At 43.2% G+C, this 26,462-nt stretch carries 29 protein-coding genes and 3 riboswitches; of the genes, 11 read left to right on the forward strand and 18 right to left on the reverse strand.

What is annotated here, in order from left to right; genetic code table 11:
* Positions 1-200: 200 nt before the first annotated feature.
* On the forward strand, positions 201-926 hold the full coding sequence (locus tag CHH58_RS18520; protein ID WP_212551799.1) for an excalibur calcium-binding domain-containing protein: 726 nt from the start codon (positions 201-203) through the stop codon (positions 924-926).
* A gap of 125 nt (positions 927-1,051) precedes the next feature.
* On the opposite strand, the gene CHH58_RS15600 is transcribed toward CHH58_RS18520, so the two are convergent.
* Together CHH58_RS15600 and CHH58_RS15605 are read right to left on the reverse strand one after the other, a co-directional pair.
* On the reverse strand, positions 1,052-1,876 hold the full coding sequence (locus CHH58_RS15600) for an aldo/keto reductase (RefSeq protein ID WP_095228439.1): 825 nt from the start codon (positions 1,874-1,876) through the stop codon (positions 1,052-1,054).
* 79 nt (positions 1,877-1,955) lie between these two features.
* Entirely contained in the window at positions 1,956-2,798 is an 843-nt protein-coding gene (locus CHH58_RS15605) for an aldo/keto reductase (RefSeq protein WP_170937663.1), read from the reverse strand.
* A 180-nt stretch (positions 2,799-2,978) separates the two neighbouring features.
* On the opposite strand from CHH58_RS15605, the gene CHH58_RS15610 reads away from it, so the two are divergent.
* From CHH58_RS15610 to CHH58_RS15625, 4 genes are read left to right on the forward strand one after another with little or no spacing between them, the layout of a single operon-like run.
* Positions 2,979-3,431: a LytTR family DNA-binding domain-containing protein gene (locus CHH58_RS15610; protein WP_170937664.1), complete on the forward strand. Its 453-nt coding sequence runs from the start codon at positions 2,979-2,981 to the stop codon at positions 3,429-3,431.
* On the forward strand, positions 3,432-3,875 hold the full coding sequence (locus tag CHH58_RS15615) for a DUF3021 family protein (RefSeq protein ID WP_095262784.1): 444 nt from the start codon (positions 3,432-3,434) through the stop codon (positions 3,873-3,875).
* Complete coding sequence (locus tag CHH58_RS15620) at positions 3,862-4,800, forward strand: ABC transporter ATP-binding protein (protein ID WP_095235004.1); 939 nt, start codon at positions 3,862-3,864, stop codon at positions 4,798-4,800. The genes CHH58_RS15615 and CHH58_RS15620 overlap by 14 nt, the downstream gene beginning before the upstream one ends.
* Complete coding sequence (locus CHH58_RS15625; RefSeq protein WP_095262785.1) at positions 4,766-5,638, forward strand: ABC transporter permease; 873 nt, start codon at positions 4,766-4,768, stop codon at positions 5,636-5,638. Before CHH58_RS15620 ends, CHH58_RS15625 begins: the two co-directional genes overlap by 35 nt.
* 212 nt (positions 5,639-5,850) lie before the next feature.
* On the opposite strand, the gene CHH58_RS15630 is transcribed toward CHH58_RS15625, so the two are convergent.
* Positions 5,851-6,372, reverse strand: coding sequence for a recombinase family protein (locus CHH58_RS15630; protein WP_249275158.1), 522 nt, complete (start codon positions 6,370-6,372; stop codon positions 5,851-5,853).
* Between the two features lie 147 nt (positions 6,373-6,519).
* Between CHH58_RS15630 and CHH58_RS15635 the strand changes: the two genes are divergently transcribed.
* The 4 genes from CHH58_RS15635 to CHH58_RS15650 all read left to right on the forward strand — a co-directional run bounded on the left by CHH58_RS15635 (position 6,520) and on the right by CHH58_RS15650 (position 10,744).
* On the forward strand, positions 6,520-7,992 hold the full coding sequence (locus tag CHH58_RS15635; protein ID WP_095262786.1) for a SulP family inorganic anion transporter: 1,473 nt from the start codon (positions 6,520-6,522) through the stop codon (positions 7,990-7,992).
* Between the two features lie 14 nt (positions 7,993-8,006).
* Positions 8,007-8,435 carry a universal stress protein gene (locus tag CHH58_RS15640; protein ID WP_095228428.1) on the forward strand — a complete coding sequence of 143 codons (429 nt, stop codon included), beginning with the start codon at positions 8,007-8,009 and terminating at the stop codon, positions 8,433-8,435.
* Between the two features lie 73 nt (positions 8,436-8,508).
* Positions 8,509-8,961: a GNAT family N-acetyltransferase gene (locus CHH58_RS15645; protein WP_095228426.1), complete on the forward strand. Its 453-nt coding sequence runs from the start codon at positions 8,509-8,511 to the stop codon at positions 8,959-8,961.
* Positions 8,962-9,142: 181 nt separating this feature from the next.
* Complete coding sequence (locus CHH58_RS15650) at positions 9,143-10,744, forward strand: zinc ribbon domain-containing protein (RefSeq protein WP_095262787.1); 1,602 nt, start codon at positions 9,143-9,145, stop codon at positions 10,742-10,744.
* Positions 10,745-10,781: 37 nt separating this feature from the next.
* Here the strand turns inward: CHH58_RS15650 and CHH58_RS15655 are convergent, their stop codons facing one another.
* From CHH58_RS15655 to CHH58_RS15725, 14 genes are all read right to left on the reverse strand, one after another.
* Positions 10,782-11,567, reverse strand: a complete 786-nt coding sequence (locus CHH58_RS15655) for a zinc ribbon domain-containing protein (RefSeq protein ID WP_095228422.1) — start codon at positions 11,565-11,567, stop codon at positions 10,782-10,784.
* Between the two features lie 139 nt (positions 11,568-11,706).
* Positions 11,707-13,011, reverse strand: a complete 1,305-nt coding sequence (locus CHH58_RS15660) for an LLM class flavin-dependent oxidoreductase (RefSeq protein ID WP_095233679.1) — start codon at positions 13,009-13,011, stop codon at positions 11,707-11,709.
* A complete protein-coding gene (locus tag CHH58_RS15665; RefSeq protein WP_095262788.1) occupies positions 12,998-13,996 on the reverse strand; it encodes an MsnO8 family LLM class oxidoreductase in 999 nt (332 codons plus the stop codon). The genes CHH58_RS15660 and CHH58_RS15665 overlap by 14 nt, the downstream gene beginning before the upstream one ends.
* A gap of 143 nt (positions 13,997-14,139) precedes the next feature.
* Positions 14,140-15,267: a homoserine dehydrogenase gene (locus tag CHH58_RS15670; protein ID WP_095261449.1), complete on the reverse strand. Its 1,128-nt coding sequence runs from the start codon at positions 15,265-15,267 to the stop codon at positions 14,140-14,142.
* Positions 15,268-15,350: 83 nt separating this feature from the next.
* A riboswitch (SAM riboswitch) is annotated at positions 15,351-15,447 on the reverse strand.
* 71 nt (positions 15,448-15,518) lie between these two features.
* Positions 15,519-16,529 (reverse strand): ThiF family adenylyltransferase, encoded by a 1,011-nt coding sequence (locus CHH58_RS15675; RefSeq protein WP_095228414.1) that lies wholly within the window; start codon positions 16,527-16,529, stop codon positions 15,519-15,521.
* Positions 16,529-17,293 (reverse strand): thiazole synthase, encoded by a 765-nt coding sequence (locus CHH58_RS15680; protein WP_095228412.1) that lies wholly within the window; start codon positions 17,291-17,293, stop codon positions 16,529-16,531. Before CHH58_RS15680 ends, CHH58_RS15675 begins: the two co-directional genes overlap by 1 nt.
* A gap of 3 nt (positions 17,294-17,296) precedes the next feature.
* Positions 17,297-17,500: a sulfur carrier protein ThiS gene (thiS, locus tag CHH58_RS15685; RefSeq protein WP_095228411.1), complete on the reverse strand. Its 204-nt coding sequence runs from the start codon at positions 17,498-17,500 to the stop codon at positions 17,297-17,299.
* Positions 17,497-18,621 (reverse strand): glycine oxidase ThiO, encoded by a 1,125-nt coding sequence (gene thiO / locus CHH58_RS15690; RefSeq protein ID WP_095228409.1) that lies wholly within the window; start codon positions 18,619-18,621, stop codon positions 17,497-17,499. The genes thiS and thiO overlap by 4 nt, the downstream gene beginning before the upstream one ends.
* Entirely contained in the window at positions 18,605-19,222 is a 618-nt protein-coding gene (locus CHH58_RS15695) for a thiamine phosphate synthase (protein ID WP_249275159.1), read from the reverse strand. Before CHH58_RS15695 ends, thiO begins: the two co-directional genes overlap by 17 nt.
* Before the next feature lie 99 nt (positions 19,223-19,321).
* Positions 19,322-19,433, reverse strand: a riboswitch (TPP riboswitch).
* Positions 19,434-19,540: 107 nt separating this feature from the next.
* Complete coding sequence (locus CHH58_RS15700) at positions 19,541-20,323, reverse strand: SDR family oxidoreductase (RefSeq protein WP_095228407.1); 783 nt, start codon at positions 20,321-20,323, stop codon at positions 19,541-19,543.
* Between the two features lie 26 nt (positions 20,324-20,349).
* Positions 20,350-21,102, reverse strand: a complete 753-nt coding sequence (locus CHH58_RS15705) for an SDR family NAD(P)-dependent oxidoreductase (RefSeq protein WP_095261451.1) — start codon at positions 21,100-21,102, stop codon at positions 20,350-20,352.
* A gap of 659 nt (positions 21,103-21,761) precedes the next feature.
* Complete coding sequence (locus CHH58_RS15715; protein WP_095228403.1) at positions 21,762-22,253, reverse strand: NUDIX hydrolase; 492 nt, start codon at positions 22,251-22,253, stop codon at positions 21,762-21,764.
* Between the two features lie 18 nt (positions 22,254-22,271).
* Complete coding sequence (locus CHH58_RS15720; RefSeq protein ID WP_095261452.1) at positions 22,272-23,270, reverse strand: serine hydrolase domain-containing protein; 999 nt, start codon at positions 23,268-23,270, stop codon at positions 22,272-22,274.
* A gap of 2 nt (positions 23,271-23,272) precedes the next feature.
* Positions 23,273-23,740: a hypothetical protein gene (locus CHH58_RS15725; RefSeq protein ID WP_095262789.1), complete on the reverse strand. Its 468-nt coding sequence runs from the start codon at positions 23,738-23,740 to the stop codon at positions 23,273-23,275.
* Positions 23,741-23,829: 89 nt separating this feature from the next.
* Here CHH58_RS15725 and CHH58_RS15730 point away from each other — a divergent pair, with 89 nt between their 5' ends.
* The gene (locus CHH58_RS15730) at positions 23,830-24,570 is read left to right on the forward strand and encodes a metallophosphoesterase family protein (RefSeq protein ID WP_095262810.1); all 741 of its coding nucleotides are present in this window, start codon (positions 23,830-23,832) and stop codon (positions 24,568-24,570) included.
* A gap of 39 nt (positions 24,571-24,609) precedes the next feature.
* Here the strand turns inward: CHH58_RS15730 and CHH58_RS15735 are convergent, their stop codons facing one another.
* The gene (locus CHH58_RS15735) at positions 24,610-25,773 is read right to left on the reverse strand and encodes an MFS transporter (RefSeq protein ID WP_095261454.1); all 1,164 of its coding nucleotides are present in this window, start codon (positions 25,771-25,773) and stop codon (positions 24,610-24,612) included.
* A 54-nt stretch (positions 25,774-25,827) separates the two neighbouring features.
* A riboswitch (purine riboswitch) is annotated at positions 25,828-25,927 on the reverse strand.
* Positions 25,928-26,066: 139 nt separating this feature from the next.
* Between CHH58_RS15735 and CHH58_RS15740 the strand changes: the two genes are divergently transcribed.
* A complete protein-coding gene (locus CHH58_RS15740; protein WP_095235041.1) occupies positions 26,067-26,381 on the forward strand; it encodes an ArsR/SmtB family transcription factor in 315 nt (104 codons plus the stop codon).
* The last annotated feature ends 81 nt before the right edge of the window (positions 26,382-26,462 follow it).

Below are 26,462 nucleotides of genomic sequence, written 5' to 3' on the forward strand. Positions count from 1 at the left end.
TTCCTTCATCATCTTCAATCATATGCAGATAGATCCGTTCATTTCCTCTTAGATTATTACAATGAAACTCCTAAAATGTAATTATAACTATCTTTTTCCACCAAAAACCATAAATATAGTATATAATCCTCAAGAAAAGCAAAATTCTCCTCTATACATACTCTTGTTTTTCAAAATATAAATAAGGAGTGTTTTGTTTTATGTTAGCACTTGCACTAATCTTTCTGGTTTTATTTTTAGCAGCACTTATATTTCTTGTTTTAGGGTTGATTAACCCGAGGCTTGCTTTCTTCAAAAGACGTCGTCATATTCTGTATATCTATCCTGGTGCCATTATTCTCTTCTTCATTTTCACGATGACTTTCATGTCCATGACAAGTGAAAGTCATGCAACTTTAGCAACGCAAAATAACACTGACTTGCAACAGAAACTAGATACTCTAACAGAAGAAAAGACTAAACTTCAAAACCAATTAGATGCATCAGCTCAGGAAGTGAAGGACCTGACAGCTACAGTATCGGATCTTACGAAGAAAAACGATCAATTGACCGAGGATGCAAAGGAAAGCGGCTCAAATAAAGAATCATTAGAAGCTAAAGTTGAAACATTAGAAAAAGAGAAAGACGGTTTGCAAAGTGATTTGGATTCTGAGAAAGAAAAAAACAGCACGTTAACAACTCAGCTCTCAAGTGCTGAAGACGAAATCGATAACCTAGAGTCCGAAGCAACAGCATCAGTACAAACAGCTTCTAGTAGTAATGATAATACTTATGAGCAAGAGTCGAATAACACAGCGACAACTAGTGTTTATTTCGACAACTGCACAGCTGCTAAAGAAGCTGGAGCTGCACCGGTTCGCGATGGAGATCCTGGATATGGCAGGCATCTAGATCGTGATGGAGATGGAGTAGGCTGCGAATGGTAAGAAGGTAAGATGATGGCTGTCTGATATTCAGACAGCCTTCTTTTGATTCTACACCCATAGATCCCCTTTCCCTATAAGTGTCAACGTAAAAAAAGAGCGCCATCTCGGCGCTCTTCCTGTCTTTCTTATCGTTTGTTCATGTCATTCGGATGTGCACCTTTACGGCGTCCTGCATCCAATTTATTGATTGCATCCATATCTTCTGCAGATAGCTCGAAGTCGAATACTTGGAAGTTTTCTTCGATACGAGATGGTGTTACAGATTTCGGAATGACGATTGTGTCATTCTGAAGGTGCCAGCGAAGTACTACTTGTGCAGCTGTTTTACCAAGTTTTTCAGCAATTGCTGTCACGACTTCATCCTTCAATACATCGCCGCCCTGATCAAGCGGGCTCCATGCTTCTACAAAGATGTCATGCTTTTTGCAGAAGTCTTTTAGTTCGTTTTGTGCCAAGTACGGGTGGCATTCCACTTGGTTCAAGACTGGCACGATTTCTGTTTCTTTTAATAGGCGTTCCAAATGCTCGATTTCGAAGTTACATACGCCGATTGCTTTCACGCGACCGTCTTTGTAAAGCTTCTCTAATGCTTTGAACGTATCCACGTACTCATCATATTGCGGAGTAGGCCAGTGGATAAGATAAAGATCCACATACTCAAGTCCAAGACGTTCAAGGCTTGCTTCAAAAGCTGTAATTGTATTGTCGAAACCTTGATCGGAGTTCCATACTTTTGTTGTGATAAACAAATCTTCTCTGTTCACGTTTGCTTCCTTGATCGCTTTGCCGACGCCTGCTTCGTTTTTGTAGATCATTGCTGTGTCGATGCTTGTATAACCAACTTCAAGTGCTTTCGCTACTGCTGCAGTTGCTTCTTCATCTCCAACCTGCCAGACTCCAAAGCCAAGCTGTGGCATTTTCACGCCATTATTCAGTGTTACATAGTTCATTTAAAAGCACTCCTTTAGCCGTTTTTCTCGTTTAGTATAGCGTTGCCTGCATAGGCTGTCATGTAAAATGCCTATGCATTCACACGACCTCCAACGGTACTTTCGACATCGGCGGTGGGAATTCCTTGTCTAATTTTGCAAGATCTTCTTTATTTAAGACAAGGTTGCCAGCCACAGCATTTTCCACCACATGAGCAGCCTGTCCCGCTTTTGGAATACTGAGCACATGTCCTGACTGAATCGTCCACGCTAAAGCAATCTGGGAAACAGACACTCCGTATGCTTTTGCCAGTTCACGGACTGCGGCATTATGCAAGATTTCCTTCCGGTCACCTTGCGCTAATGGACAATACGCCATAATTGGAATACCTTTCTCCTTCTGCCACGGAATCAGATCATATTCAATTCCTCGCGCAGTAAGATTGTAGAGTACTTGATTGACTGCACAATTCTTCCCGTTCTCTACATTCCATAACTCTTCCATATCATCCGTATCGAAATTCGATACGCCCCAGCGCTTAATCTTTCCTTCTTCCTTCAGCTTTTCAAAAGCAGCCACTGTCTCTTCAAGCGGCACTGCTCCCCGCCAGTGAAGCAAATACAGATCAAGATAATCAGTTCCTAACCGTTCTAAGGAACGATTGCATGCTGTGAGCACATCATCGTATGCTGCATTAGATGGCAGCACCTTCGAAACGAGAAATACTTTTTCCCTTCGATTAGCTATCGCCTCCCGTACCAAGTGTTCCGAGCGGCCGGCTCCATACATTTCTGCTGTATCAATAACCTGCAATTTCTGATCAATTCCTGTACGCAAAGCTTGGACCTCATCATGACGCCTCGAATCGTCATCACCCATATACCAAGTTCCTTGTCCTATTGCCGCTAGTTCTGTTCCATCCGGCAGGGTAATAGTTTTCATCGTATTCTCCTCCTTCATCACTTACTTTTTCCCGGTTAGCATTCTTCATCAAACGTTTGATCAATCTGTTAGATGGCAGCTTACGTGCTTCTATTGGCAGGATACACCATCAGCTATTGTTTTTCCTCTGCTGACCGGTACACTGGAAATATCAACAAGTTAAAAGATAGGGGGCGTGCTATGAAAATCACAATCCAGGAGGACGATAATTGCCAGGAAACCGAAGTGCAGATCACTTGCCGTCAAACAGATTCCGGCATTTTGGAACTCGTCAAAATCCTATCAGCCTCTAACAAGGAACGATTGTCTGGTGAAAGGAATGGCGAGCTGCATCTTCTGCAGCCTGACTCTATCTACTATATCGAGTCAGTGGATAATACGGTATTTCTCTATGATAAGAACGCTGTATACCAATCCTCATTAAAGCTGTATCAAATTGAGGAATCGCATTTCAGTCCTGATCTTATACGTATTTCTAAATCTGTTATCGTCAATCTCTCGAAGGTGGAAAAACTAAAGCCCGCTTTAGGTCGGAAACTTACTGCCACCCTCACGAACGGAGAAAAATTAATGATTTCCAGGCAATACGTACCGCAGCTCAAGCATAAGCTCGGGATAGAAAAGGAGGAGTAAATGATGAAGACTTTCGTAAGTTTCATCCAATCATGGGGCATCATGTTTATGTTCTCTATTTTGGCAACAAGCATATACATTTATGCCTTCATCGGAAATCAAACAATGGATATTGCCCTTGTACCTCAAAATCTACTTATTACTTTTGTGCTGACTTGGATACAGCATTTGATTCTGGGTCGAGCAAATGAATCTAACATCTTTACCCGCTCACTTCTGTTCCTCCTTGTTGTCTTGGGTACTTTCACAGCTTCCGCTGCCCTGTTCGGCTGGTTTGATACAGGTAACTGGAAGCTGCTCGCGTTATTATTTGCTCTTGTTATCTTCATTTATATCGTCCTTTGGGCTATCTATCGCCTTATTCATAGTGTTGAAGCAAAGCAATTGAATGAAGAACTGGCTAATTATAAAAGGAAGAAGGCTGGAGCAAATGAAAATCATTGAAATTAATAATCTAACGAAAAGCTATGGTAAGTTCATTGCTGTGGATGACATATCCTTCGATGTGGAAAAAGGGCATCTATTCGCATTTTTAGGTGTAAATGGCGCAGGAAAGTCGACAACTATCCATATGATTGCAACTCGCTTGCAGCAGTCAAATGGAGCTATTTTTGTCGATGGCTTCCAGGCAGGCAAGGATGACGCAGAAATTCGCAAGCGGATTGGTCTGGTTTTTCAAGATAATGTACTCGATGATGTTCTTACCGTAAAGGAGAATCTCGACATGTGGGGGCGTTTCTATGGCATGTCGAAAACCGATACTCAGAAAAGTATCTCCTGGATAACCGATACCTTGCTGCTGGAACCAATCCTAAAAAAACAATTCCGGCATCTGTCAGGCGGACAGAAACGACGTGCAGAGATAGCCCGCGCACTGCTGCACCGGCCAGCTATTCTATTTTTAGATGAACCGACGACTGGTCTGGATCCTCAAACAAGAGTCGATGTGTGGAAAACAATTGCAAGTCTTCAGCAGCAGCTCCAAATGACTGTGTTTTTGACGACGCATTACATGGAGGAAGCAGCTGAAGCGAATCAAATTGTTGTCATCGATAAAGGTAAAATCAAGGCACAAGGAACACCTGCAGAGTTAAAACGGCTTTACGCTTCAGATACATTGCGCTTGCAAGTAAACGATAACGATTTTACAGCAACGTATTTAAATGAACATCGCTACAGCTATAGCCTTAAGAACGACTTATTCCAAGTTTCCGTCCAAAATAGCTTGCAAGCCTACCATATCCTGCGATATTTAGAGGACAGTATTACCGATTTCGAATTAATCAAAGGCAGTCTGGACGATGTGTTCATTAACTTAGTAAAGGAGAATACACATGCACACAATCTGGCAGCTGACAAAGCGCTCTAATCGATTGTATTTTCGTGACAAGACTGCTGTCTTCATGTCTTTACTCACAACTGGTATCATTATTGTCCTTTATTTGCTTTTCTTGGCTGATGTGACGACTGATTCGGCACAGCAAGCAGCACAGGGAGCAACTGGCATGAAAGAACTGATGCAAAGCTGGCTTCTCGCCGGAATCATTGTAGTCATTTCTCTGACAGTCACATTGGCTGTTTTAAGTACGATGATTGAAGACGCCGTCAGCAATCAGTTGCACGCTTTACTGATCACACCAATAACAAGAACCCAATTGGTCATCGGATACCTATTATCCGCTTGGCTGATCGCTGTAATATTTTCTGTCGGCGCCTTGCTCATTGCTCAAGGATACTTCTGGTTAAATGATAAACCTACCGTTACTTGGAATGGCTTACTATCGGCTATCGGTTTAATCATGCTGATTACTTTTTCTTCCGCAACTTTCCTTTTCGCCATTACAGTTCTAATACGTTCCAGAAAATCTTTTTCATCTATGGGTACTCTGGTCGGTACCTTATCCGGTTTTCTGCTGGGCATCTACATACCAATTGGACAGCTGCCGGCCTTTGTACAGGAAATAACCAAGTTCTTTCCCCCGACTTATGGTGTTGCAGCATTGCGTGACGTTCTGATGCAGCCTGCAATTGAAACTACCTTTGCTGAAGCTCCGGTCTCCATTTTGGATGAATTCAAAGAAACATTCGGTCTGCAAATCACCTTATTTGATTCAGCTGCTCAACTACCCGCCATACTTGGAATTCTCTTTCTGACAGGAGTAATATTTTTGAGTCTAGGTGTCTGGATGCGTTCAGTTCGGATGTAGATTAACTATGCTATTGGGTACTAAAAAGTATTATAGAATGATGTTATATCATTCTTCAAATTGTATACAACCAGTTTAAATTCTTTGCAGTTGTGTATAGATTATCAAGGAATATAGTATAAAAAATGAAAAGCACCTTCATCCAAATGCGATGCAGGTGCTTATTTTTCAGCTAAACAAACGATTGATTATAAAACAAATGCCGACAAAATCTATTCTTGAAGATACCGATACAGCGTTGTCTTACTGATACCTGTTTCAATGGTTATATCGGCTATCGAGTACTTCTTGCTTTGATACATATCGATAGCTTTTTGAACATTCCTATCTGGTTTACGCGGTCTTCCACCCGCTCGGTTCCTTGCTTTTGCTTCGGAAAGTCCTGCCTTGGTTCTCTCCCCTACTACTTCTTTCCGGAATACGACAATCTGCTCCAAATGCTGAAAAAACGAATCATCTCTCGTATCAATACTATCCTCGATCGATACCAAATCCGCTTGCTTCTCCTGCAGATTACGGCAAATTTCGATCAGATGCTTTGTCGAATTTGCCAGGCTGTAAAGCTTACGTACAACTAGCACATCACCCCGCTGCAGCTTCTCCAAAAGCTCCTCTAATAGAGGCTGACCCTGCACGTCCTCTTTCTCTTCCATCAATCTCTCGCAGTTCATTATTTCTGTTGGCTGACTGTCCCATTTTTCTTGTACGAATTCCCGTATATATCCAATCTTCATTTTATCTCACTCCAAATAAAGTACCAAAAACGGTAGTTTTGGTTCCAAAACTAACTGAATCGTGTTACAGTAAGCTTATCAAAATTCGGACCCGACTTCTATGAGACTTAGAAGTCATAAAAATAATAAAAATGAGGTGTATGTAACTTGGCAACAGCAAAATTAAATAAGCAATGGTTTGGCAACATCCGCGGGGACATCCTTTCTGGTATCGTTGTTGCTTTGGCTTTAATCCCCGAGGCAATCGCATTCTCCATCATCGCAGGCGTGGACCCGATGGTCGGATTATATGCATCCTTCTCAATGGCAGTTGTCATTGCTATCGTCGGCGGCAGACCGGCAATGATTTCTGCAGCAACCGGCGCAATGGCGTTATTGATGGTGACATTAGTAAAGGATCACGGGTTGCAATACTTATTCGCAACTACGATTCTGACTGGGGTATTACAGCTCTTATTCGGCATATTAGGTATTGCCCGTTTTATGAAATTCATCCCGCGTTCTGTCATGATCGGATTCGTGAACGCACTCGCTATTCTGATTTTCATGGCGCAGGTTCCACATTTCATTGGCATCAATATATCCACCTATATCGTAGTAGGACTCACGCTTGCCATCATTTATCTGTTCCCGCTCATCACGAAAGCTGTTCCTGCTCCGCTTGTGGCCATTCTGGCAGTGACAATTATGTCGATGTTCCTGCATATCGATGTCCGGACCGTTGGTGATCTAGGGGAAATCCAGCAAGCACTGCCTTCCTTTCTTATTCCAAACATCCCGCTCAACTTAGAGACATTGCAAATCATCTTCCCGACTGCACTAGCTTTGTCGATCGTCGGATTGCTGGAATCCTTGCTGACTGCGTCTATCGTCGATGACATGACGGATACAGGCAGTAACAAGAACAAAGAAGCCCGAGGACAAGGTATTGCCAATATTTTAACTGGCTTTTTCGGCGGGATGGCTGGCTGTGCAATGATCGGACAGTCCGTTATCAACGTCAAATCAGGCGGACGGGGACGACTCTCTACGCTTGTTGCAGGTATATTCCTTATGTTCTTAATTCTCGTATTAGGAGACTGGGTAGTGAAAATCCCGATGCCCGCTCTAGTCGGTGTTATGATCATGGTTTGTATCGGTACATTTGACTGGTCTTCCCTGCGCAGCCTTACCCGCGTTCCTTTATCGGATTCAATAGTCATGGTAGTAACCGTCATCGCTGTAGTGGCGACGCATAACCTATCCATCGGTGTATTCATCGGTATTCTGCTTAGCGCTATTTTCTTTGTTGCTAAAATATCGAAAGTGAAAGTCGAAAAAAGAACCGATACTACAGCAGAACATATTCGTTACACTATTACCGGACAGCTGTTCTTTGCTTCCGTGACCGAATTCATGAACAGTTTCTTCTATGAGGATATGGCAAAACAAGTAACTCTTAATTTCACAAACACACATGTTTGGGATGACTCCGCAGTGGCAGCGATTGACAAAATCGTGCTAAAATTCAAGGAGAAGGGCTCTTCCGTTACTTTGGAAGGGTTGAACAAGGATAGCCAGGCACTTTTGCACAAATTGACAACTAACGATTCAACACATGTGAACGTATCAAACCACTAAAAGGCGGTGCATCCATGTATAAGAAAATCGTAGTAGCAATTGACGGGTCCGACCACTCCTTCCTAGCAGCAGAGCATGCCATCCAACTGGCGAAGCTGCAGCCTGGAACCCATGTGGAGGGAATTCAAGTACTTGATTATGAAAAGACCAAAGCAGATGTTCTGCACAGTACTGATCCAATTCAACTGCAAAGCAAACGCGACGAAAAGCTACAGCGTTTTCGTGATGCATTCGAAGCGGCATCCATTCAGTACAAGCTGATAATGAAACACGGCGAACCAGCGCCGATGATCTTAGAGCATGCACGCGATACACGAGCTGACCTTATTATCATCGGTAGTCGCGGACTGAATCCACTCCAGGAAATCGTCCTTGGAAGTGTCAGCAGCCGTGTAGCCAAACGAGCCAAATGCTCTGTTATGATTGTCAAATACCTGTCATAACAAAAGGCTGCCGAAGGATTTCGGCAGCCTTTTTCATAGCCTATACTAAATGAATTATTAGAGGTGTGAATTAATGAAGATACGCGAGCTGCACCCAACTGAAATACCGCCCATGGATCTCTTGCTCGAAGCAGATCCATCTAAGACAAAAATAGCGTCCTACCTTCGTCATGGAAGCAGTTTTATTGCAGAAATAGACAATCATATCTCGGGCATTTACGTTCTGCTGCCGACCAGCTCAGACATCGCGGAAGTAATCAACATTTCTGTAAGAGAAGCTGATCAAGGAAAAGGTATAGGTAAAAAACTCATCCAACATGCGATTGAGCAAGCCCGCGCACAGAGCTATGCTTATCTGGAAGTAGGAACAGGCAATTCCAGTATCGATCAAATTGCCTTTTATCAAAAATGCGGCTTCAGGATGGCAACGATTGATCATGATTTCTTTCTCCGTCACTACGATGAACCTATTTTTGAAAATGGTATTCAGTGTAGAGATATGGTCCGTTTTCACTACAAATTATAAACTGCATATCTTCTCTCTTGACCTTTATAGTCGTTTTTTATTGGTTTTTATAATAAAAATTCCATTTTTCCAAATTAATTCCCTTATTAATCTAGATATTTAGTAGGATAATATTATAATAATAATGCTGTCTTTATTATTTTTATAATATTATTCCGATAAGACAGGGAAAGGGGAACTTATGAAGTTCTGTAAAGAATGCGGTAAGGAGCTGAAGCCCAGTGCGCAATTTTGTAATAATTGTGGCACAAACGCGAGCGGTACATCCACTCCTCAGCGTCAGCAACAAACCGCACCCAAGAAAAAAATGAGTAAGAAAAACAAAATCATTCTAGCGAGTGTCATCGCCGTCCTTATTATCCTGTTTGCCGGCTACAAAACCGGAGAAGCCATGACCTCTAAGGAAAAGGTGATTGACAAGTTCGAAACCGCATTAGCAGAGAAAGATGCAAATAAACTTGCTAAAATTCTCACTACAGATGATAAAGAACTTACAATCAATGAAAATTCAGTCAAAGGTTTAATTAATTTCTACAATGAAAATCCAGAAAAATTGGACATTCTGGTAGCGGATATGAGAAGACAAACGGAGGAATCAGTCGCATATGCCACTGGTCCAGTCCACCTCTCCAAAGATGGCAAGAAACTTCTGTTATATGATAATTATGAAATTAATGTCCAGCCCTATTACATAACGCTAGCCACTGCTTATAAAGATTCTATCCTTAAAGTAGATGGTAAAGAAGTAGGAAAGGCAGATGAAGACGATTTTGAGAAAACTTATGGTCCATTCATACCTGGCACCCACGATGTATCTGCAACTCTGACAAAAAATATGGTAGAGATGGCTGCCGCAGAAAGCCTCGATCTTTACAGTGAAGATACGAATCCATACATTGATTTGCAGGTAGAAGCGTCCATAAATGAAGAGACAAGAAAACAGATTATGGACCAAATTAATGTTGTTGGCGATCAGCTTACACACGCGAAGGCTGCTAAAGACACGAGCGTGTTGAAAGACGTAGGAGAACCTTTCAAACAAATGATCCAAGATGATATAGATGACTTGGATTATTTGTTTAAAACAACGTACAAAGGCTCTTACCTTTCATCGGAATTTGATATGGATTCATTTGATGTTTCTAAATATGAGCCTGGCTGGGCAGTAACAGTCGATGTAAGTCAAACATTCAATGAAGCTGAAATTTATGATGAATATTCTGATGAACTTAAGAAGCAGTCTCATGAATTGACTTTTATCATGTTGTATGATGAAAAAGCAAAGAAATGGCAAGTATATAATGCAGAAAATAGACTGTTTAGCTCCATCGGCGAAAACACAAAAATAGTGGAGAACAAGGAGCCTACAGTATATGCAGCTGATGGATCTGCCAAATCCGATGAAACAAAAAAGGATGACGACGGCGCTGAAGGGGATATTCCTGATACAGCAGTCACATTAATGGACAACTATCTATATGGTTTAATCGGTGCAATTAATTACGATAGCTTCAGCAGCGTTTCTCCTTATATGGCAGATGGTTCTGCGTTATACGAATCACAACGGACACTTGTTGATAATCTAACGTCTAAAAGTATCACAGAATCCCTAGATGATTATGAGATTACAAGCTATAAAGAAGATGGCGACTCAGCAACTATCACAACAAAAGAGTCGATTACAATATCTTACAGCAATGGCACCTCCGAACAACAAGATTATAACTGGACTTACACAGCAGAAAAATCCGGAGATGATTGGCAGCTGACTAATATTGAGTAAATGAAAAAAGCACATCAGCTAAGCTGATGTGCTTTTTTCAATAAAACAGATTACCAAAATCAGAATACTGCAGTGAATCTACTAACATAGAGAACATGATCCCAAGAACAATGCTTGTAATTACATAGACAATCAATACTAAATAGACATTATCAATCCCGCGCTGTCTATCCTGTTTGAAACCTGGAATCAAAATTAACGGAACGATGAACAGGGCAAAAGAAAATCCACTAATCACTAAAACAATACCCCAAAATTCCAATCCAATAAATGTAAATAATGCGCCAACTATCATTATAGCAGTAAACGGAACCAGCAAGCTGCCATACCGAACAAGGACAGATTTATAGGATGCGGTTGACTGATCTAGCTTCAATACACCAAAGATAATTGTCGCAAAAATAAATAGGAATACAGCAAAGACAATGACAGGCTTTACTACTACTTCTCCGAATGGTACTTCAAAATAACTTTGTCTATTAGCTTGGAAATAGAGAGTCAACGGAATGATCAATGAGAATAAAACAAATGTAATAATAGCATTCACAAAATTATCCGTTCCGTATTTCATTCCATTTCCATCAGGACGCTTTAAGACATCAAAGAAGTAAGAAAAGTACTGTTTAGACACTTTTTTCGTTGTCTCCAAATATTCATTCGCTTTTCCACTGGCATCTTGCTGACTTGATGCTGCTTGCTGTGTTTGGGTTACAGCAGATTGCGTTGTATTTGCTGTAGTTTGCCCTTCCAAAGCCGCACCGCAATTCTCGCAAAACTTACTCTCTTCTGTACTGTTGTGTCCACACGACGGACAAGATACCATAAAATCTACTCCCTTACCTAAAAAATTGCACATTTATCTATGTACTTCCTCATTATACAAAAAATAGGTCAAAAGAGTCAGTGTTTATTAGAATATGCGTGAAAAAAGACATACACTTCCTTGTGTATGCCTAGGTAATTTAATCCGGTATGGCAGATAGCTCTGTTAAACCCAAATTCTCTCGCAGTGTTCGACTCTTGTAATCTGTCGAATAATAGCCCTGTTCTTCCAGTATGGGCAGAACATGTGTTACAAGTTCTTCTAGCGCGGGCGCTAGTATAGGCGCACCGAAGATAAAGCCATCAGCAGCATCTTGGTCGATCCATTCTATCAGCTTATTTGCAATCTGCTCATAAGTCCCGAAAAATTCACCTTTCGGCACTGTCAGCTGCAGAGCTGTCTCTCTGAGAGTAAGCTGCTGATCCTCTGCTCGCTGTTTGATACCATCTGTCGTAGATTGAAAGCCACTTTTCCCAACATCTCCGATATCCGGAAAAGGTTCGTCGAGTGGGTATTGTCTGAAATCAAAGTGATCGAAGAATCTGCCCAGATAAAGCAATGCATCATCAATCGATGTGTAGGAGAGAATTTTCTTATACTTTTCTTCTGCTTCAGCCAACGTTTCCCCTCCGATGACCTGGATACCAGGGAAAACACGAAGCTGTCTCCCATACTTCTCTGCCCGGCCTTTTACATCCTTATAATACTGCTTAGCTTCCTCCAAAGTCGCAGCATTGGTAAAGACCGCATCGGCATTGGCCGCAGCGAATGCTTTGCCCGATTCTGAGGCCCCTGCTTGGAAGATGACTGGCTGGCCCTGCGGTGAACGAGCGATATTCAATGGTCCTTTCACTGAAAAATAATCGCCGTTGTGATCAAGTGTGTGCATCTTTTCTTCATCGAAGAATTGGCCTGTTTCCCTGTCACGCACAAAGGCACCATCTTCCCAGGAATGCCATAATCCCTGCACGACCTCCAGGTACTCCTCAGCAATTCGATACCGTTCTGCATGATCCGGATGCTGTCCTTTATTATAATTAGCAGCCGCTCCTTTATTCGGGGAAGTGACAAGATTCCATCCTGCCCTGCCTCCGCTAAGCATATCCAGGGACGCAAATTGTCTGGCTACGGTGAAAGGTTCACTATAGGTGGTGGATAGCGTTCCAACGAGTCCTATATAACTTGTTACCGACGCCAAAGCAGATAATAAAGTCAAAGGCTCGAAGCGATTTAGAAAATGCGGGATGGACTGATTACTAATGCTTAATCCATCAGCAATGAAGGCAAATGTGAACCCTACAGCTTCTGCCTGCTTCACGACAGACTGGTAATAGCGGATATTCACACTTGCATCAACAGGGGTACGAGGATCCTTCCACGCATGCATATGGTTTCCCGGCCCTTGAATCATGATACCGAATTGTATCTTTTTAGCTGCTGACATCCGCTTTCTCCTTTCTAGCCGAATGGTGCTGAGAAGGGCTGAGTAATTGGAAGGATTGCATCCGTTGTTCCTTTGTCCCGATGCTCGTTAGAAGCAGAAATTCGTCTATATCGTGCTCCTGCTGCAACTGTTCCAAACGATGGTGTACATCATTTGCTGTACCAGCGATAACTTCTATCGTATGTGATTCAATTTCGAACGCCTCTCCTGTCTCACGTCCTAACTTCTCTGCTTCTTCCCTTGTCGTCACCGTGACTGTCTTACCAGCTGTTTTAACTCTATATACCTTACTATCCTCGGCTAAAGCTACAGCTGTTTGCCTGCTATGCGCAGCAAAGACCGGAAGACAGCAAATGAACCTGCCATCCGGGTACTGTTTCCGGTAAGCCTGCGCTGTGCGTTGCAATTCCTCTCTATCACCATTGATAAATGCTGCAAATACGAAGTTCCAGTGATGCTCAGCAGCAAGTTCAGCACTTTTCACGCCCGCTCCCAACAGAAATCTATCTGGGGGTTCTGCTGGGATAGGACTAGGCAATGCACTTGTATAGCTGCCTCTCAAAAGCCTATCCAGCTCTTGAAGTTTCTCTGTAAAAGGAATCGTGTCCGGCCCGCCTTGCCGCAGTGCCTCTGACGTTTTTGGTCCTCCGCCAGGTCCTTTTCCTATTCCTGCATCAATACGGCCAGACGCAAGATTTGCTAAGACGTGGAAGTTTTCAGCTACCTTATACGGGCTGTAATGCTGAAGCATAACACCTCCGCTGCCAATCCGGATCGTTTTAGTTTTAGCCAGCAAATAAGACATCAGGATTTCAGGTGAAGCGCCTGCAAGCTCTTCTTTTCCATGATGCTCTGAAACCCAGAATCGTTCATATCCCCATTCTTCTGCTTGCTCGGCAAGTCGAATAGTAGCCTGCAGCGCATCTTGCGGATTATCTTCATCCGCTATTCTGCTTTGATCCAGAATGCCCAATCGATAGGTCATGGAATGCCTCCCCGAACAATCTATTTTCACACTCAATCGAATCTTTTACGTAATGCGCACTTATTTCTACAATGTCTCGTAACGGATAGAGGATTCAAGCTTCCGTTTAGAAATACGATTGTCATTCGAACTCCCCTCCTATGTTAGGCTTCTGCTTTAGCCGGTGTTCTAGTTGCAACTCGATAATAATGGCTATCGGATTCAACGTTTTCTCCGTGCAGAAGAATGGTCTCACCAGACGGCAAGTGAACGAAAGGAACTGCCTCACGTTTCTCCGTGAATTTAATTACCCGCTTTACTTCGATTTCCTTCCGCTGGTGGACAAGATTCGCCAAGTCCTCGACGATGGCGCTTGCCGTCGGCAGGGCTCCGGCGCCTGGCCCTTGCAGCTTCAGTTTGCCAACTAGGTCACCTTCCACACATACAGCATTATCTACTCCATCCACGCTGTACAGAGGATGTGCAGCCGTTAAGATGACTGGTTCGACAGATGCAGTCACCTCTCCGCCAGCGTTTTCAAGCGTAGCAACATGCTTGATTTTCCAACCTTGTTTTGCAGCGGCTTGGATATCTTGTGAGGAAACTGAGCGGATTCCCTTTCGTGTAACTTTCTCCCAGTCCGGCTGAGCCTCGAATAACAAATCACTCAACACCATCAGTTTATAAAAAGCGTCCCAGCCATCAACATCATTTCCGGGATCAGCTTCTGCAAATCCTGCTTCCTGCGCAAGCTGCAGCGCTTCTTCAAACGGTAGTCCCTTATCTGACATTTCCGTCAGTATAAAGTTGGATGTGCCATTCAAAATCGCCTCTACCTTAACGACGTGGTTGATATGCAGAAGCTGCTTCAGCGTCCCAATCACCGGCACGCCGCCTGCGACTGCTGCTTCATATTCCAGCCGCACGCCTTTCTTCTTTGCCAAGCGTTTGAGCTCCGCCCCCCTGGAAGCAATCAGTTCTTTATTTGCCGTGATGATATGACAGCCATGATGGATAGCTTCAGTCAAGTAGCTGAAGGCTGGCTCAATGCCGACACTCGCTTCGATGATTACATCAAGGTCAGATATTGAGAAAAGCTCCGCTGCATCGTCCGTCAGCAATGCGTCCGTTACTTGCTGTTCATACTTCTGCTTCTCCCGCACCAAGACACCTGCCACTTGTACTTCCTTACCGAAAATCGTCTGCAGATTCTCTTGGTGGGAGCGGATCGTCCTCCCTACAGCACTTCCTACTGTGCCATATCCAATCAATCCAATCTTCACTGCTGTCATCTGTTTTGCCTCCTTAAATGATTTTCTGCATAAAAAAAGCCTCCCTGAGAGGACAGGGAGACGAATTTACCGTACTGTGTCTTCTCTCATCTACAGGAATTAGCACCTATACAAGTTAAAGTTACACTTGCAGGTTGCCGGGCATCATAGGGCCAGTCCCTCCGCCGCTCTTGATAAGAGTTTTCTATTCGTTTGTTATGAAGGAGTTTAGCATGAATAATATATAGAGTCAACTGAAAATTCTAACAACATTATCCGACAAGACTGTCATAAAGGGAACGTGCTCGGCTTATATCGGCCACACCATGAATGATCGCCCTGCCATCGGCAAATAACACAATTCGATGACCCTTGTATTGAAAGGCAAGCAAGTATTTATTGGCAGTGACCTGGTCAAGTGCAGTTGCCCATTCTTCTGATAAAGCTGGCAAATCCAGTGATTTCTTGGCGCTAGGCCGGATATGGACAGCCTCCCTGCCGCAAAGCACATCAAGCCTCGTCTGGGAGGAACCATTCAAAAAAGGCAATTCTGCATTTGTGCCGCAACTGGAACAGCTTGCATTACGAAGGCTATTTACGTCCATCCTCGTATAATCCCCTGTCCATATATCAAACGCACATAGTTCTGCCTTTACTTCCTGACCGCATAAGATTCGCAATGCTTGTGTGACTTGCATCGCTGCCACCCATTGGACAATCGGGCTGATGATTCCCGCTGTATCACATGTTTCGCTTTGCTGCGGGAGCTGTTCCAGAAGACAGTGAAGACATGGAGAATCTTTATCTGCAAGCACTGGGTATGTTATCCCATAGCTGCCTACACATGCTCCATATAAGTAAGGAATATTATGCTTCAATGCTGCATCATTGACAATTAAGCGTGTCTCGAAATTATCTGTAGCATCCACAATTACATCTGCACCTTCTATCAGATGCTCGATATTATGGTGATCAACATTTTCGATCACTGTATGCAGTGTAACTTGATGATTGATTGCCTGTAATCGCTCCCTTGCTGCAGAAGCTTTCGGCAGATAAGCAGCAGCATCTTGCTCCGTATACAGCTGCTGGCGCTGGAGATTATGAAATTCAACATAATCCCGATCAATAAGCATCAGTTCTCCAATACCTGCACGTACCAGCATCTCTGCTGAAGCAGAACCTAATGCTCCCATCCCTATTAAGACAATTTTACTGTTTTCTACCTGCGCCTGCCCATCCTTGCCGATGAACAGCTCCTGTTTCCGATAACGATCCTTCATCAGGTAATCAAACCTTCATTCGGGCTGCTTGCTACTGCGTAATTTTTTTCGGGAATTCTTCCTGCTTCGAACCCTAATCGGCCTGCCTCAATGGCTAGCTTCATCGCATGTGCCATACGAACAGGGTCACCAGCGCCGGACACAGCTGTATTCAACAAGACACCATCAGCCCCAAGTTCCATTGCATACGCAGCATCTTTGGGTGAACCAATACCAGCATCTACAATGACTGGTACACTGCTCTGTTCAATAATCATGCGCAGGTTGAAAGGATTGATGATTCCTCTCCCCGACCCAATTGGCGATGCACCTGGCATGATTGCATGCACTCCCAGATCCACAAGTCGCTTGGCTAATACAACATCATCCGAAGTGTAAGGCAGAACAATGAAGCCCTCATCCAACAGCATTTCCGAAGCTCGCAAAGTCTCGACTGGATCTGGAAGCAATGTCCTATCACAGCCGATCACTTCCACCTTCACCATATCGCATAACCCGGAAGCTTTGGCTAGTTTGGCAATACGAACAGCCTCCTCTGCCGTCTTTGCCCCTGCTGTATTTGGCAGTAAAGAGTACTTTTCCAAATCCAGCTGTTCCAGGAAATTAGGCTGAGATGGCTCAAATATATCCATCCGCCTTACAGCAAATGTCAGTATCTCTGCCTTCGAAATATTGACTGCCTCTTCCTGCACCTCAAATGACGGGTATTTCCCTGTTCCTAGTAATAAGCGAGAAGTAAAAGTCTTATCTGCAATCTGTAACATCCTTCATCCTCCTCCTACAAAATGAATCAGCTCGACTTTATCACCATTTCTAATCGGCCGTTCTGCATATGCAGTCTTGTTAATGATCTCTTTGTTCAGTTCGACAATCACAATCCTTTTTTCCAGGGAAAGTGATGCTAACAGCTGAGCTATAGTCTTGATATCAGCGGATAGTTCCTGTTGCCTGCCATTCAGCTGAATGTTCACATCAACACCTCCTCGCCAGTGTTCAATCTGTCGACACGAAATGCTTCCTTCCATTCTTCCGGAACTACATTGCTGCCTATCAAATCACAAATCATCTTACCCGTAGCTGGAGCAAGCAGAATTCCATTGCGCTGATGTCCAGCAGCAATAAACAAGCCCTTCATTTCCGGATGTTCACCAATCAGCGGCTTGCCATCAGATGTCTGAGGTCTAAGACCTGCCCAGCTTCTGCGGAACGGCATCTTATCCACCTCTGGCAGCATCTTTCTCGCTTTCTCCACGATAGTCTGTAATCCGCCAAGTGTGGGTTCGGTACTCCAATCATTCTTGATCTTGGTTGCACCTATGATCAACTCGTTGTTGTTCCGCGGGACAATATAATGCTGGTCATGGAATAAACTGCATGTAAGAGGAGTTTGTGTATTTGTAACAGCAATGCACTCACCCTTGACTGGAAAAATTGGCGTTCCCAACCCTGAACGCTGGAGCAGTGCATTACTCCAAACCCCGCTGGCAATCACCACACGTTCGGCCTGCCATTCTCCCTTGGAAGTCCGTAATCGATAGTGATCGGATTCCTTCACAATCTCATCGACACTGGTATAAGCGTTAATTCGGGCACCTAGCATACTTGCGGCTGTATGGAATCCTCGGCAAGCAATTTCAGGTGTGACATGCACATCCTCAGCCATATGGAATGCACCTAAAACAGATTTTGACAGTCCTGGCATCTTCTTCGTGACAGTTGGACAATCCAGCCAAGTCACACCTTTCAAAGAAGAGAACTGAGACAGCAACATTTCTTTTTCCTCTTCATTAAAAACAAGCTGCATTAATCCTCCTGTGCGGCGTTCGATGTCTATCCCAGTCAGAGAACGAATATCCGTTTCCGCTTCTTCGTACATCGCTTGACTAGTACGAGCAAAGGAGTATAGGGAAGCACCAAATTCTTTAAACTCCGAATGTGCTCCAAGCATACCAGCGGCTGCTTGCGTCGATCCTGATCCAACTTTTCCTGCTTCGAGCAATTCCACCTGATGGCCAGCCTTTGCTAAATAATAAGCGATTGCACTGCCGATGATACCTCCTCCGACAACTGCTACTTCACTGGATTTCGTCAAGACGAAGACACTCCTCCCTTAATTTCTTCACGGCACTAAGCGGATCTTTCGCTGAAAAGATACCACTCATAACAGCAACTCCATCTAATTCAAGCGCTTTCAAAGAGACTAATCGTTCAACATCTATTCCTCCTATTCCGTACAATGGAATTCGGATGTTCTGACGAATAGACCCTAAATTGGCTAATGGCTGCGGGGATTTCCCTTTTTTACTGGCTGTTGAAAAACAATGCCCGTAGAGCGCATATGCCACTCCGGCAGCCTCCGCCTGTACTGCTTCTTCGAGCGAATGGACAGGCGCACCAATCCGCAAATCAGGATACAGCTTTTTCAATTCTTCCAGCGGAAGACCCTGACCCGGTATATGAACTTGCTTTAAGCCAAGCAGCAATGCGACATCTACCCGATCATTGAGCCAAAGCTTGTGTGCCGGCAGGCCTTCCTCCAAGAGCTCCATGCAAAGCTGATACACCAATCCAGCTGGTTTTTGCTTCTCCCGGATTTGCACATGATCTACATAAGGATGTATCTCAAGCAAGATACGCACCAAGTCTGCTGCCTCATGTGCATCATCAGTTACTGCCATCAATCTGATTGCCATCACCTCCTGTATCGAACAGGCCGGACATACAAAAAACACCACTCCCCAAAGGAAAGTGGTGTGAAACTTGCGAATAAATACATACAAAAAAGCATGTAAACTCGAGTGTCTACACTTTCCTACGCAGGTCCGAACCTGTTCAGGTTATGAGGGTTTAAAGAGTCAATACTCTTAATCTCAGCCCTTATAAAGGGCTCCCCTAGTGTGAATCATTATGAACTTACCCACATCGTAACATAAATAGCATTTTATGCAAGATTTTGATTATAAAAAAGAAAAGACCATCTGGTTTTTTCCAGATGGTCTTTCAGCGCTTACTTAGTATTTATAAGATTGTCCGCCATCAATTGGTATAACAGTAGCATTGATGAAGTTTGCTTGATCAGAAAGAAGGAATGCAACAAGATAACCAACTTCCTCTGGCTTACCGAAACGTTTCATCGGGTTAACGCTGACGAATTCTTTGCCCGCCTCTTCCCAGTTTTCTCCGCCAAGCTGACGAAGCGAACCTTCAACCATTGGTGTCATGATGGCACCTGGTGCAATGGCTTTAATGCTTACACCGAATTGCCCGTATTCGATACCGGAGTTTTTAGTAAGACCTACTACACCATGCTTACTTGCTGCATAGCCGGACTGGTTACCAATTCCGCGGATACCACCTACAGAAGCTGTATTTACTACAGAACCATGACCTTGCTCTTTCATTACTTTTAATACGTGACGCAAGCCGTAGAAAACACCATTCAAGTTAATGTTCACAACGCGGTCGAATTCATCTACAGGATACTCTTCTGTTAGATTCTGTGTTCCTTCTACACCAGCATTGTTGAAGAAACTATCGATCTTGCCAAACTGATCAACTGTTTGTTTTACATACGCTTCAACTTCCGGTTCATTTGCACAGTTTGCCACAATTGTAATAACCTCTGCTTCAGGTGCTGCTGCAAGAACCTCCTGCTTTGTCTCTTCTAATCCTTTTTCACTTATATCAACGAGGGATAGTTTTGCGCCTTCTTTCGCTACTTGCAATGCTGCTGAACGGCCTAATCCAGAACCGCCACCTGTAATCAACACTACTTTATCTTCAAAACGTTTCATAGAAAATCTCTCCTTTTATAATTGTATTAAATTGCTGTAAATCCGCCATCAATCGGAACAACTACGCCGTTTATATAAGGTGCTTTTCCAGTCAATAGGAATGCGACAAGCTCTGCTACTTCCTCGGGCTGGCCAAGACGCTTCTGAGGAATCGGTTCTGTCGCATTTTTAAATGCATCTGGATTCTTCTCTTTGTATTCCCGAACCATCGGTGTCTCCGTCGTACCTGGAGCAATCGCGTTCACGACAATGCCTTGCTCGGCATACTCAGCAGCCAAGGTCTTCGTGATACCGACCATCGCATGCTTCGTTGCGGAATATGTACCAACTGTCGCCTGCCCAACAACACCCGCTGTGGATGACGTGTTGACAATTCGCCCGCCGCCATTAGCAAGCATCACTTCCAATACATATTTCAAACCGTAAAGGGCTCCATTTAGATTAATTCCTAATACCAAATCGATCTGCTCGATTGTATTATCCACAAATTTTACCCCAGGGCCGGAAATACCTGCATTATTATAGAACATATCGATGGTACCAAATACCTCAACCGTTTTATCTACATAATGCTTTACTTCTTCTGCCTTGCTTACATCAGCTTTAACGAAGATAGCTTTTGATCCCTTTTCTTCTACTAAACGAACTGTCTCTTGACCGGCAGCTTCAGATACATCAACGACGCTGATTGCGATACCTTCTTCAGCCAGTCGCAATGCCACAGCTTGTCCAAGTCCGCTGCCCCCTCCAGTGATGATTGCAACTTTCTGCTCACCCATAAGCAAAGCCCCCCTAAGCATTGAGAAATAGGTTTATTTACCTACCTCTATGTAAAAGCTTACACCTACATTGAAAATACAGTCAAGCGAATTGCAATGGGACAAAATCATTTATTACACATATAAGATTAATATGTTCATTAATTCATTTTGTAATACTTTTGGCAGAGGCAGAAGCGGTGCTGCTCATGATTTCCTATCAAGTGAATGCTTTGAATCAAGTTGGGGGTAATGTGCGAGTGGATCAGGGTAGCGGATTTGTCCGGCAATGCTTTCTATACCGGAGACCACCCTTTTTAATTGAAATGTTTCATTATGCAAATTTTGCTTTAACTTTAAATTGTATCTTGCTTTCTATATTCTTCGGCGGCAGCAGAATGGAGGGTGCTTTCATCGGTTTTCCAATTTTCCCCTAATACGCCTTATAGATATCTTCTATCTCCGTTTTATAGGGCGCGCACCTCCGTACTTTACTGAACGGCTTACTACCAGGATATAGACATTAATCAGCCTGTCTGAAACGTAATATGTTTCTCCAATGGACCATTTAACCGGATGAGGCCGCATCTATTCTTTATTTCTGTATTCCTGGATATTTTCATCAAACTTTTTTCTTTGCAGATAGATAGCGTCAAAATGATCCTGCATATAGCTGCTTTTCATTCCGCATCCACAGAGATTATCTCTTTATGAATCAGATGCACTGGTGCAGATGGCAAATTGACTAGCTTTTCTCGCAGGAAATCCGGTTTTAGAGAGATCGCCTCGATTCTTTCCAAGGGAATCCATTCGTAAATAAAATCCCCAGCAACATGAGAAATAACCTCTCCAGTCCCCTGAAGTTTACTTTCTACATCTTTCATCAAATAAATAAAACTGTACTCATGGAAGGGACGATCTCGATACGCGAAAAAATTCTCCACGACCCATAGAAGCTGTTCTGCCTGAGCAGAAATGCCAAGTTCCTCCTCAAATTCTCGCTCCACAGCATGAGCTGAATCTTCTCCAAGCTGGATTCGTCCGCCAATCAGCGTCCAGAATGGGTCCTTCTTGTTCTTATGCAGCAGCACATGATTATCTTTTACAATAATGCCCGCTGTCCGGCAATTCAGCACCTGTTCTCCTAAATCAATGGTTAAATCCTGCGTCATTTGCTTCGTGCCCCCCACTTATTCTTCAATTGCCTGAACCATGTAATATGGACCAGCACCATGGTTTGAAGGTACCACTACCTTTCGTCCAGTCTCCGGATAATAAGCAGAATGGAAACTCACACCCGGATCAAAGCCAACAACATAATACTTCTTGATTTTTTCCTCGTCTTTTTTTATCCAAATGCCATATCCGTAAGACGTTTCCTCATCCACTTTGACATGCGGCTTCAGGAGCTCCTCGGTAAGTGCTGCGTTCAGCAGCTTATGCTGAGTCAATGCATCCCAGAAACGCGCCATATTAGAAGCACTCACATACACCCCGCCATCCGCACCGCCTTTTACCGGCAACGCATATATATTGGAACGATACTCATCTTCCTCTTTAATATAGCCGATTGCAGTATTCCCCGGCAGTTTATCGAATGCAAAATAGCCGGCTTCTGTCATTTTAGCAGGATAAAAAATATGCTTTTGGACAAAGGTCGTAAATGGTTCGCCAGCTAGCTCCTCTACTACCAATCCTAATACGATGAAAGCAGCGTTGTTATAATGGAACCGTTCACCAGGCGGAAACATCATTTTCTTATCTTGGAATAATGGCAGAAAATCAGCACCCGATTTTACCCGGTACATCGGCAGCGTTTGCCATAGCTCCTCAAAGTCATCCATTTCTTCTTCATCAAAATAATCCGGTATGCCAGATGTGTGTGTCAGCAAGTGGTGAATTGTAACGTCTTGATGGAAATGCGGAAACTCTATCGAGAGACAATCTGTTAACTTTGACTGAAAATCCAGTCTTCCTTGCTCTACTAGCTTCGCGATAGCTACAGCTGTGAAAACCTTTGCTCCCGAAGCTATCCCGAATCTTGTTTGCTTATCGAATACTAGCTTCTCTTGCTTATTGGCATAACCATTTTGGAAGAAAAAGCTTTCTTGACCTTCTTCTACATACACCACACCAGAGTAATCTATTTCTTCTGCAACCTTTTCCAACTTATTCTTTAATCCGCTCATTATTAAATATCCCCCTCTTTTGAATCTTCAAAATACTTACAGCAGTCTACTAGTAAAAGAAGCAACCATCGCCCGACCGGCGCCGCCAGTGGTAGCAGCAGAAACCCGTAGATAATTCCCCACACAATAATATCTTCGACTGCTAAGTTTGCCAGTTCATTTCCCCACACTATTCGATGTGTCGTCAGGGAACCAAACGTTCCAGCATAAGTGACGACAACGAAAGCCATGATGATGCTGATAACCAATTTTCTACCTTCACTGACACGGTCAATTTTTTTGAATTGTGCTCCAGCAATACTTAAAACCACAATAAATGGCACAATGACTTGCAGGAATATCCCGACATACAATATTGGGGTAGCTGCCATGAGAACAAGGAAACTGACAACAACTCCAAAAACAAAGGTACAAAGTACCGCAGCCGTGATACTGAATGCAGCTCCGACAATCAATCCTTTCACACTCATGTAATCGACCCCTATTCTCCACTCACAAACCATGTTACCATAATTGGAAATATATGCAGGATATAAAAAGTATGAATGGGGTTGGTTATATGCGCATTGCTGTCCTAACAGATATACACGGAAATCTTCCTGCACTGCAGGCTGTAATAGGTGATATAGACAAACGGGGAGACATCGAGCATATTTACTGCCTCGGTGATATGTTGGCGATTGGTTATGAAACTGATCGAGTACTGGAGCTTTTATTTGGGAGAGATGACATATCGATTATTACCGGAAATCATGATGAAACAGTACTTGCACTAAGCAGACAGGAGACTTACCCCGAAAGCCATCAAAACGAAAGAGCACACCACCAGTGGATTACCGACCGGACGAATCAGGGTTATCTTGATATGCTCCATAAACTACCACGCCAAATCTATCAGCAGATCAAGGGACATACAGTTTTGTTCACGCATTATCATATCCACCATGATAAGGCGACTGCACATATAAGCGAGGAGCCTTTCTCTCGAATTGTTGCGCCTACTCTAGAAAACTTGGAACTTTTATTTCAGAACCACACGGATACAGAACTAATTTGTTTTGGTCATCACCACCCTATCCATCATTTTCGCAACAACTGCAGCATCTTCCTGAACCCTGGCTCTCTCGGCTGTCAGCCAAAGCCTGCCGCACCTTACGCAATTGTAGATATAAAAGAAGAAATAAAAATTGAAATAATTGAAGTCCTATATGATAACAGATCTTTCTTAGAAGGGTATGAAAGATTCAAAGTACCCGAACGCGACATCATTCTAAAAATATTTCACGGCGGACAACTGTAGAAATAGAAAAAGCGGACATATGATATGCCCGCTTTTTCTTTATTGATTTTGAACTGTTTTTCGAACCGTACTACGTAAAGACCATATCGCGAAACCAAAGGAGATAACAACCAAGAGACTGCCAACATGTGCTGTTGTCTGCATGGAAGAAGTTGCACCGTTTACGACTCCTCCAACCAATGAACCTAACGATATACCAATCTGCAGTGCAGAATTATTGAAACTCTGATGAATGCCCGCTGTTTCCGCATCTGTTTCCACTATATAATTCTGTAATGGCGGTGCCAGACTCCAGCTTAATGCAGCCCAGATTACCATAACTACAAGGAATAACGGGAAGGAAACCGTAGAGAACGGAAGCAGGAACAAAATAATTGCAAATGACGCTACAACAAGGATGATACTCACCTTTGATCCAAATTTATCCGCCAGGCTGCCTCCAAAGGCTCCGCCGCCAACTGCAGCAATACCAAAGATAAAGTAGCAAATACTAATCCACTGCGTGTTCAGACCTAATTCTGATTCAAGGAAAGGTGTGAAATAAGCGTAAATCGTATAGTGACCTGCAAGCAGGAAAAGCATTGTTAAATGTGCTGTCAGCATCTTTTTATTACGCAGTGCTTTCAGCTGCGATTTCAAGGATTGCACTTGTTCTACCTCAATACGATCGAGCGTGAATGCGATTAATATCATAGAAAGCAAAGCCATTAAGCCAATGAACAAAAACAGCATTCTCCAGCCGAATGCATCACTGATGATAATACCAATCGGCACCCCAAGTACAAGTGAAGAACTGATCCCCATGTAAATAAGACCGATTGCTTTCGCACGATGCTGCTGCTTCACGATTTTCGCCGCTATCGTCAAAGAAAGAACTATAATTAATGCTGTACTCATGGCCGTAATAACGCGAGCAATCATGACAAAGAGGAAGGAAGGACTCATATAAGTGATGACATTCCCCAGTACAAATATACCAAGTGTCAGCAGCAAGAGCTTCTTCCGCTCAATATTTGCAGTCATCGTATATAAAATCGGACCAGACACCGCATAAACCAAAGCGAATACCGTTATAAGCTGCCCTGCCTGTCCAATTGAAACCTGCAGATCACTCGCTATGGTTGGCAATATCCCCCCGACAATTAGTTCAACTAACCCTACCGATATAACAGAAATAGCTAATATAAAGACTCTGAAATTCAATTTCCATTTCCTTTCTATATCCTATATTCGAAAATGGCACATAAAAAACTCCCTGATTACAGATTATAAATCTGTAATCAGGGAGTTATGGCTCCTGGTAGAGACCCTCAAACCAAATTATTGAGGTTATACAGTGTAACACGAACGTATTCCATTTTCTTATAGCATTATAGCAAGATACTGACATAACTGCAAGATGTAGCAAGCACTAAAGATGCATTCTAAACAATTGCCAGAAAATGTTTAAGTTTTTATGATTGCTTTATCGGAAAACCTCGATATACAATAGACTCATGAATACAATCGATCTATTCAAAGCTTTGTCGAATGAAAAACGACTGCAAATACTGCATTGGCTTAAAGAACCGGAGAAGCATTTTCCCAAGCAGCAGGCACATTTGCCGAAGGAGGTTCATTACAAGGGCGGTGTCTGTGTCGGAGACATTCAAGAAAAGGTCCAAGCTTCTCAATCCACGGTTTCGCAATATCTGGCCATGATGCAGCGCGCAGGGTTATTGGAGTCTATCCGTTATAATCAATGGACATACTACCGCAGAAATGAAGAGACTATTCAGAAGCTAGCAGCTTACCTGGATAAAGAATTGTAATGACTTTCAAGAGATCCTCCATGGATTTCTTTTCTTTCAACTTTGGATATCGGTTTATTACGATATACAAATATACAACAA

This window comes from Terribacillus saccharophilus (assembly GCF_002272745.1).
GTDB classification, from domain to species: domain Bacteria; phylum Bacillota; class Bacilli; order Bacillales; family Amphibacillaceae; genus Terribacillus; species Terribacillus saccharophilus_B.